We start from the raw sequence: 8,102 nt of genomic DNA, 5'->3' as shown, positions 1-8,102 counted from the left end.
GTGCGCTGCTGGGCGTGAGCCTGGCCGCGCGTACCGGGCCGCTGGGCCGCGCCGGCGTGCTGTCCGTGCTCGCCGCCTCACCGCCGCCAGCGAGAAGGTCAGCTTCACCCAGGTCATCGCGTCCACGCCGGGGCTGCGGCACCTCGACGAACTGGGCCGGCTGCCCGACTGACGTGACGAAACCGGCACCTCTCGCCGCCGCCGGCCGCGTCGCCGGGGCGGCCGCCCTCATCGCCGTGCTCACCGTGGTCAGCCGGCTCGCCGGCTTCGGCCGCACCGCCGTGTTCACCTGGACGCTGTCCACCAGCGACCTCGGTGGCGCCTACCTGGTGGCCAACTACGTCCCGAACTTCATCTTCGAGATCGTCGCGGGCGGGGCGCTGGCCAGTCTCGTCGTACCGTTGCTGGCCGGCGCGGTCGAGGCCGGTGACCGGCGTGCGGTGGCCGCCACCACCGGCGCGCTGCTGACCTGGACGCTGACGCTGCTGGTGCCGCTGGCGGTGCTGGTGGCGATCTTCGCCGACCCGCTGCCGGGCCTGATCGGAGACGGTCTCAGCGAGGCGCAGCAGGCGTCCGGGGCCCGGATGCTGCGCGTCTTCGCGCCGCAGCTGCCGCTCTACGGCGTGGGCATCGTGCTCACCGGTGTGCTCCAGGCGCACCGCCGGTTCGCCTGGCCGGTGATCGCGCCGCTGCTGTCGAGCATCAGCGTGATCGGCGTCTACCTCGCCTTCACCGCGACCGAGGGGCGGCTGGCCACGATCGGCGAGGCCGGGCGCGGCGGCGAGCTGCTGCTGTCCGCCGGCACCACACTCGGCGTGGTGGTGCTCTCGCTGTCGCTGCTGATCCCGCTGCGCCGGCTGAAGCTCCGGATCCGGCCGGGCTACCGGTTCCCGGCCGACGCCCGGGCCCGGGTCGGCGGCCTGGCCGTCGCCGGGGTGGTCACCGTCGCCGCCCAGCAGATCGCCCTGGTGGTAGCGCTCAACCAGGTCACCTACGGCCGGACCGCCGACGTCGGCGTCTACAACCTCGCCCAGACCGTCTACTTCCTGCCCTGGGCGGTGCTGGCCGTGCCGCTGGCGGTGGCCGCGTACCCGACGCTCGTCGCGGCCCGGGCCACCGGCGACGAGCGCGCCTACCGGGACACGCTCGCCCCGGCGGTACGCGGCGTGGTGCTGTTCAGCCTGCTCGGCGCCGCCGCGCTCGTCGGCACCGCGATCCCGGTCGGGCACTTCTTCTTCGCCGACCCGCTGGACGCGCGTACCGCCGCGGCCGGGATCGCCGGGTTCGCGCCCGGCCTGCTCGGCTACGGCCTGTTCGCGGTCCTCACCCGCGCCCTGTACGCCCGCGGCGAGACCCGCGCGGCCACCGTCGCCACCGCGCTCGGATGGCTCAGCGTGCCCGCGTTCGCCCTCCTGTTCGCCCAGGCGCTGCCGCTGGCCGACCGGGTCCTCGCGGTGACGCTGGCGACGTCGGCCGGCATGGTGCTGCTCGGCGCGCTGCTGATCGTCGCGGTCCGGCGTGCCGCCGGCGGCGAGGCGCTCGCCGGAATCGGCCGGGCCGGCGCCGCCGGGCTGCTCGCCGCGGTGGTCGCCGGAGCGGGCGGGGCGGCCGTCGCGGCGGGACTCGCCGGGCTCGGTGACGGCACCCCGACGACACCGCAGGCCCTCGCGCAGGGCATGCTGTCCGGGGTCGTGGTCGGTGTCCTGTTCCTCGCCGTCGCCTGGCTGACCGACGCCCGCGACCTGCGGCCGCTGCTCGCGACCGTGACCCGCCGGCTGCGCCGGCGACGCCCGGCCGGCGGGGACGACGGCCCGCCGGCGCAGCAGCACCCCGGCGAGCGGGGCGACGGAAAGGAGACCGTTTCCTCATGACGGACGCCTCGCCCGCACCGCGCTGGCCCGGGTCGGTGGGCTCGTGCTCGCCTCCAGCACCGGCGGGGTCGGGCAGCACGTGCGCTCGATCGCCGGGGGACTCACCGAGGCCGGAGCGTCGGTGCTGGTGTGCGGACCGGCCGCCACCGAGGAGCAGTTCGGCTTCACCGGCGTCGGCGCCCGGTTCACCCCGGTGGAGATCCCGGCCAGCCCCACGCCGGGCGACGCGCGCGCGGTCACCGCGCTGCGCCGGGCGCTCGCGGACACACCCGTCGACGTGGTGCACGCGCACGGGCTGCGCGCCGGCCTGGTCGCGGCGCTCGCCCGCCCCACCGCGCCGCTCGTCGTCACCTGGCACAACGCGGTCCTCGCGAAAGGGCTGCGCGGCGCGGCGTCCCGGCTGGTCGAGCGGATCGTCGCCCGGTCCGTGCGGGTCGCGCTGGGCGCCTCCGCCGACCTGGTCGACCGCGCCGCCGCGCTGGGCGCCGCCGACGCGCGCCTGGCCCCGGTCGCCGCGCCCACGCTGCCGCCGCCGGGCCGCCGCCGCGCCGCCGTCCGCGCCGAGTTCGGCGTCACCGCCGACCGCCCGCTGATCCTCTCGGTGGGTCGGCTGCACCCGCAGAAACGGTACGACGTGCTCATCGACGCCGCCGCCCGCTGGCGCACCCGTACCCCCGCCCCGGTCGTGGTGATCGCCGGCAGCGGACCCGCGTACCTGCCGCTGGCCGCCCGGATCTCGGCCGCCCGCGCGCCGGTGACGCTGCTCGGGCACCGCACCGACGTGGCGGACCTGCTGGCCGGCGCCGACCTCGCCGTGGTGACCAGCGACTGGGAGGCCCGGCAGCTGTTCGCCCAGGAGGCGCTGCGGGCCGGCGTACCGCTCGTCGCGACCGCCGTCGGCGGGCTGCCGGAGCTCGTCGGCGACGGGGCCGTGCTGGTGCCGCCCGGGGACGTGGACGCCGTCGACGCGGCGGTGCGCGACCTGCTCGACGACCCCGTACGCCGGGCCGAGGTGGGCCGGCGCGGCCTGGCCCGGGCCGCGACCTGGCCCACCGAGGCGGACACCGTGGCCGCGCTCGCCGACCTCTACGCCGAGCTGACACCGCAGCACTCCGCCGGGAACCGCTGATGCTGCGCCGACTGACCCCGGTCCTGCTCACCCTGGTCGTGGTGGCGCTGGGCATCACCGCGCTGGCCGCCCGGCCGGACCGCGGCGCGGACCGGCCCGGCGCCGACTTCGTGGTCCTCGTCGGCGCGGCCGGCCTGCGCTGGGACGACGTCGACCCGGAGAACACGCCGACGCTGTGGCGGATGGCCGAGCAGGGCGCGATCGGCTCCCTGTCGGTGCGGTCCGCGCACCGGCCCACCTGCCCCGTCGACGGCTGGCTCACCCTCGGCGCCGGGAACTTCGCCGCCTGGCCGGGCGCCCGTCCGGGCGGTGGCTGCCCGGCGGCCGGCGTGACTGTGGAACGGCCCGACGGCATCGGCGCGAACCTGCCCGACCAGCCCAGCGTCGTGGCGCACAACCAGGAACAGCTCGCCTGGGGCGCCAAGCCCGGCGCGCTGGCCGAGTCGGTGCGCTGCTCGGTGGCGGTGGGGCCGGGCGCCGCCGTGGCCGCCGCCCGTCCGTTCGGCCGGGTCGACAGGTACGCGCCCACGCTGCCCGAGAACCCGGCGGAACTGCTCGGCTCCTGCGTGCTGAGCATCGTCGACGCCGGCACCGTCGACGACGACGACCCGGCCGTACGGGCCGCCCAGGCGCGGCAGGCCGACGCCCGGCTGGCCCGGGTCCTCGCCGCCCGGCCGCCGCGCTCACTGGTGCTGGTCGCGGGCGTCTCCGACACCGACAACCCGGCGCGGCTGCACGTCGCGATCGCCGACGGCCCGGCTGGACGGGCGGCTGGCTGACCTCGCCGAGCACCGCCCCGATCCGGCTACCTGCAACTGGTCGACCTGGCCCCGACCGTGCTCGCCGTACTCGACCGGCCGGCCCCGGAACGGGCCTTCGTCGGCCGTCCCGCGGTCACCGCCGACGACCGGCCCGACGACCTTGCGGGCCGCGATCGAGGCGTCGCCGACGCGGAACGGGAGGCCGCCGCCCAGCGGCGCGTCGCCGGCTGGTTCTTCACCCTGCTCGCCGCCGCCCAAGCTGGCCCTCGCGGTGGCGGTGCTGCCGCTGCTACGCCGGGCCCGCCGCCTCGCCGGCCCGCACGGACCGGAACCGGTGTCCCGGCGCGTCGTCGCCGTGGTGGAGCTGCTGCTCATCGCCGCCGCGCTGGCCGTGCCCGCGGCGCTGCTGGCCGACGCCGTGCCCTGGTGGCGCGGCAGCCACGCCGGCGTCTGGTACGCCTCGGTGACCGCGCTGCTCGTCGTCGGCGGCACCGCCCTGGTCCGGTTCAGCCCCGGGCACGAGCGCACGCTCGGCCCGCTCGGCGCGGTCGCCGGGCTGGCCACGCTCGTGGTCGGCGTGGACGTGCTCACCGGCTCCCGGCTGCAGCTCAACGGCGTGGTCGGTTACTCCGCGCTGGAGGGCGGCCGGTACGCCGGGCTCGGCACCGTCGGGCTGGGCGTGTTCGTCGCCGGATCACTGCTGTGCGGCGGCTGGCTCGCCCAGCGGTTCCGCAAGGGCTGGCGGCCGATGGTGATGGTGGCCGTCGGCGGACTGGCAGTGGTGATAGTGGGCAGCCCGTACCTGGGCGCCGACTCGATCGGCGCGATCGCGCTCACCGCCGGCGTCAGCGTCGCCGCCGCCATCTGCACCGGCGGCTGGCTCACCGTGAGCCGACTGGCCTGGGCCACCATGGCCGCGCTCGCGGTCACCATCGGCTTCGCCCTGGTCGACCTGGGCCGTCCCGCCGACGAGCGGGGAAGCCTGGGCCGGTTCCTGGCCGCGCTCGGCGACGGCACCGGCGGGCTCACCGTGCACCGCTCCGGCGACTCCAACATCCAGACGCTGGTGAACAGCCCGCTCACCGTGCTGGCCCTGGCCGGGGCGGCGCTGGTCTGGCTGGCGCTGCTGCAGCCGTGGGGCGGCCTGATGCGGCTGTTCGGCATCTACCCGGCGATCCGGGCCGCGATGGCCGGCACCGGCGTGGCCGTCGGGCTGGGCGGCGTGCTGGGCGGCTCGGCGCTGGACGTGGCCGGCGCGGCGGCGGCGCTCGTGGGTGCCCATGGCGGCGCTGTCGGCGCTGCGGGTGCTCGACCACTCCACCGACCGTACGCTGCCAGACAGCGGCCGCCCTGGCGGCGAGACGGACGCGGTACCACCGGGCGGCCCGGACAGCCCTTCCCGAGGCGGCCCCGCTGCCCGGCGGCACGCCTGACGGTGCTCCGTTCGGCCGGTGACGGTGCTGGTGATGGTGGGTTCGGCGGGCGACGGTCCGGCCGGTGACGGTGTGGGCGATCCGGGGGAGGCCGGGGAGCCGGCCGGACCGGGTCGGCAGGGCCCGGCCGGCACGGAAACGCCGAACGCATCGCCCGGCGCCGGGGCGCGGGTCCCCGCACAGCCGACCCCGGCCTCCTCGGAGGTCCCCGCCGGCTGACCGGCCCGCGCTGCCCGCGCGGGCGTGCCGCCCCCCGCCGCGCCCTCGCCAGATCGGGGAGGTGGCGGGGTCAAGGCCCTGTGGAAGGCACCACATCGGCGGGGTGGTGTCGATCAAGGGCCCGGACGGGGCACGGAAGAGCGCCGCACGAGGGCCGGCACGGGCCTCACGTGCGCCGACAGCGGGTGCGACGCCGGCTCACGGTCCGGATGGTGTTACCGTGGAATCCCGTGGATCGCGTGATCACTTGTCTGATCGGCACGGCGGTTCGCACGACCGCTACGGACGACACGGGAGCAGGCCTTGGCCCCTACAGCACGGACGACCAGGCACATTTTCGTCACCGGGGGCGTCGCCTCCTCGCTGGGTAAGGGCCTCACCGCCTCCAGCCTCGGCAGTCTGCTGACCGCGCGCGGACTGCGCGTGGTGATGCAGAAGCTCGACCCGTACCTGAACGTCGACCCCGGGACGATGAACCCGTTCCAGCACGGCGAGGTCTTCGTCACCGAGGACGGCGCCGAGACCGACCTCGACGTCGGGCACTACGAGCGGTTCCTCGACCGGGACCTCTCCGGCAAGGCGAACGTCACCACCGGCCAGATCTACTCGGCGGTGATCGCCAAGGAGCGGCGCGGGGAGTACCTCGGCGACACGGTGCAGGTCATCCCGCACATCACCAACGAGATCAAGGCCCGCATCCGCGGCATGGCCGACCCGGACGCCGACGGCCAGGTGCCCGACGTGGTGATCACCGAGGTCGGCGGCACCGTCGGCGACATCGAGTCGCTGCCGTTCCTGGAGTCGATCCGGCAGATCCGCCACGACCTGGGCCGGGACAACTGCTTCTACCTGCACGTGTCGCTGGTGCCGTACCTGGCGCCGTCGGGCGAGCTGAAGACCAAGCCGACCCAGCACTCGGTGGCGCAGCTGCGCAGCATCGGCATCCAGCCCGACGCGCTGGTGCTGCGCTGCGACCGGGAGATCCCGGACAAGGTCAAGGAGAAGCTGTCGCTGTACTGCGACGTCGACCGGGAGGCGGTCACCGCCGCCCCGGACGCGCCGAGCATCTACGACATCCCGAAGGTGCTGCACCGGGAGGGCCTCGACGCGTACGTGGTGCGCCGGCTCGGCCTGTCGTTCCGCGACGTCGACTGGACCCGCTGGGACGACCTGCTGGAGCGGGTGCACCAGCCGCGGCACACGATCACCGTCGCGCTCGTCGGCAAGTACGTCGACCTGCCCGACGCGTACCTGTCGGTGAGCGAGGCGATCCGGGCGGCCGGGTTCGGCCACCGCGCCCGGGTGAAGCTCAAGTGGGTGCCCAGCGACGACTGCGTGACGGCGGCCGGCGCGGCCGCCGCGCTGTCCGGCGTCGACGGCATCGTCATCCCCGGCGGCTTCGGCGTACGCGGCATCGAGGGCAAGGTCGGCACCGCCCGGTACGCGCGGGAGAACGGCATCCCGCTGCTCGGCCTCTGCCTCGGCCTGCAGTGCATGACCATCGAGGTGGCCCGTCACCTGGCCAACCTCGACGGCGCGAACTCGCTCGAATTCGACGAGGAGGCCGTGCACCCGGTCATCGCCACCATGGCCGACCAGGAGGACATCGTGGCCGGCCGCGGCGACCTGGGCGGCACCATGCGGCTCGGGGCGTACCCGGCGAAGCTCGCCGAGGGGTCGATCGTCGCCGAGGCGTACGGCAGCACCGAGGTCAGCGAGCGGCACCGCCACCGGTACGAGGTGAACAACGCCTACCGGGACCAGCTCACCAAGGCGGGGCTGACGATCTCCGGCACCTCGCCGGACGGGCGGCTCGTGGAGTTCGTCGAGCTGGACCGCAACCTGCACCCGTTCTTCGTGGCCACCCAGGCGCATCCGGAGCTGAAGAGCCGCCCCACCCGCCCGCACCCGCTGTTCGCCGCGTTCGTCGGCGCCGCCGTGGCGTACTCGCAGGCCGACCAGCTGCCGGTGGACCTGGACGGCGCGGCGAAGAAGGCCGGCCGCGGCGGCGGCGCCAAGGCCCAGGCCAAGTGAGCGGCGTCGAGCACCGGTACGAGGTGACCGCGCGCCGCCAGATCTGGTCCGGCCGGATTTTCTCCGTGGTCAGCGACGACGTCACCATGCCCGGTGGCGGCGAGGCGACCCGGGACTACGTGCGGCACGTCGGCGCGGTCGCCGTGGTGGCGCTCGACGACGCCGGTCAGGTGGTGCTGATCCGCCAGTACCGGCACCCGGTCGGCCGGCACCTGTGGGAGCTGCCCGCCGGGCTGATGGACGTCGGCGGCGAGGACCTGGCCGCCGCGGCGCTGCGGGAGCTGGCCGAGGAGGCCGACCTGACCGCGGCGCGCGTGGACGTGCTCGTGGACCTGCACAGCTCGCCCGGCTTCTCCGACGAGGTGGTCCGGGTGTTCCTGGCCCGCGAGCTGGCCGAGGTGCCGGCGGAGCAGCGGCACGACCGGCACGACGAGGAGGCCGACCTCCAGGTGGTCCGCGTGGACCTGGACGAGGCGGTGCGGATGGTGCTGGCCGGTGAGATCACCAACGCGTCCTGCGTGGCCGGGCTGCTCGCCGCGGCCCGCGCCCGGGAGACCGGCTTCACCGAGCTGCGCCGGCCGGAGGCGCCGCTGCCGCGCTGATCGGGAACCGACGACGAAGGGGCCGCGCGGCGCTGTGCGCCGGGCGGCCCCTT

The 8,102-nt window shown here is 76.0% G+C and carries 6 protein-coding genes; all 6 read left to right on the top strand.

Features of this window, described 5'->3' with window-relative positions:
• Positions 1-173: 173 nt before the first annotated feature.
• Positions 174-1,871: a murein biosynthesis integral membrane protein MurJ gene (gene murJ / locus MCBG_RS07715; RefSeq protein ID WP_043324898.1), complete on the top strand. Its 1,698-nt coding sequence runs from the start codon at positions 174-176 to the stop codon at positions 1,869-1,871.
• Positions 1,872-1,914: 43 nt separating this feature from the next.
• A complete protein-coding gene (locus MCBG_RS07710) occupies positions 1,915-3,000 on the top strand; it encodes a glycosyltransferase family 4 protein (RefSeq protein WP_369799282.1) in 1,086 nt (361 codons plus the stop codon).
• Positions 3,000-3,779 carry a hypothetical protein gene (locus tag MCBG_RS35085; protein WP_369799281.1) on the top strand — a complete coding sequence of 260 codons (780 nt, stop codon included), beginning with the start codon at positions 3,000-3,002 and terminating at the stop codon, positions 3,777-3,779. The genes MCBG_RS07710 and MCBG_RS35085 overlap by 1 nt, the downstream gene beginning before the upstream one ends.
• Positions 3,780-4,032: 253 nt before the next feature.
• Complete coding sequence (locus MCBG_RS35080) at positions 4,033-5,262, top strand: hypothetical protein (protein ID WP_369799280.1); 1,230 nt, start codon at positions 4,033-4,035, stop codon at positions 5,260-5,262.
• A 454-nt stretch (positions 5,263-5,716) separates the two neighbouring features.
• Entirely contained in the window at positions 5,717-7,447 is a 1,731-nt protein-coding gene (locus tag MCBG_RS07700) for a CTP synthase (protein ID WP_043324896.1), read from the top strand.
• Positions 7,444-8,049, top strand: a complete 606-nt coding sequence (locus MCBG_RS07695) for an NUDIX domain-containing protein (protein WP_043324895.1) — start codon at positions 7,444-7,446, stop codon at positions 8,047-8,049. The genes MCBG_RS07700 and MCBG_RS07695 overlap by 4 nt, the downstream gene beginning before the upstream one ends.
• Positions 8,050-8,102: the final 53 nt, after the last annotated feature.

It is taken from the genome of Micromonospora sp. M42, from assembly GCF_000568915.1.
Classification (GTDB): Bacteria; Actinomycetota; Actinomycetes; order Mycobacteriales; family Micromonosporaceae; genus Micromonospora; species Micromonospora chalcea.
The sequence above is the reverse complement of the archived record's forward strand: the minus strand, read 5'-3'. Positions and strand labels throughout refer to the sequence as shown.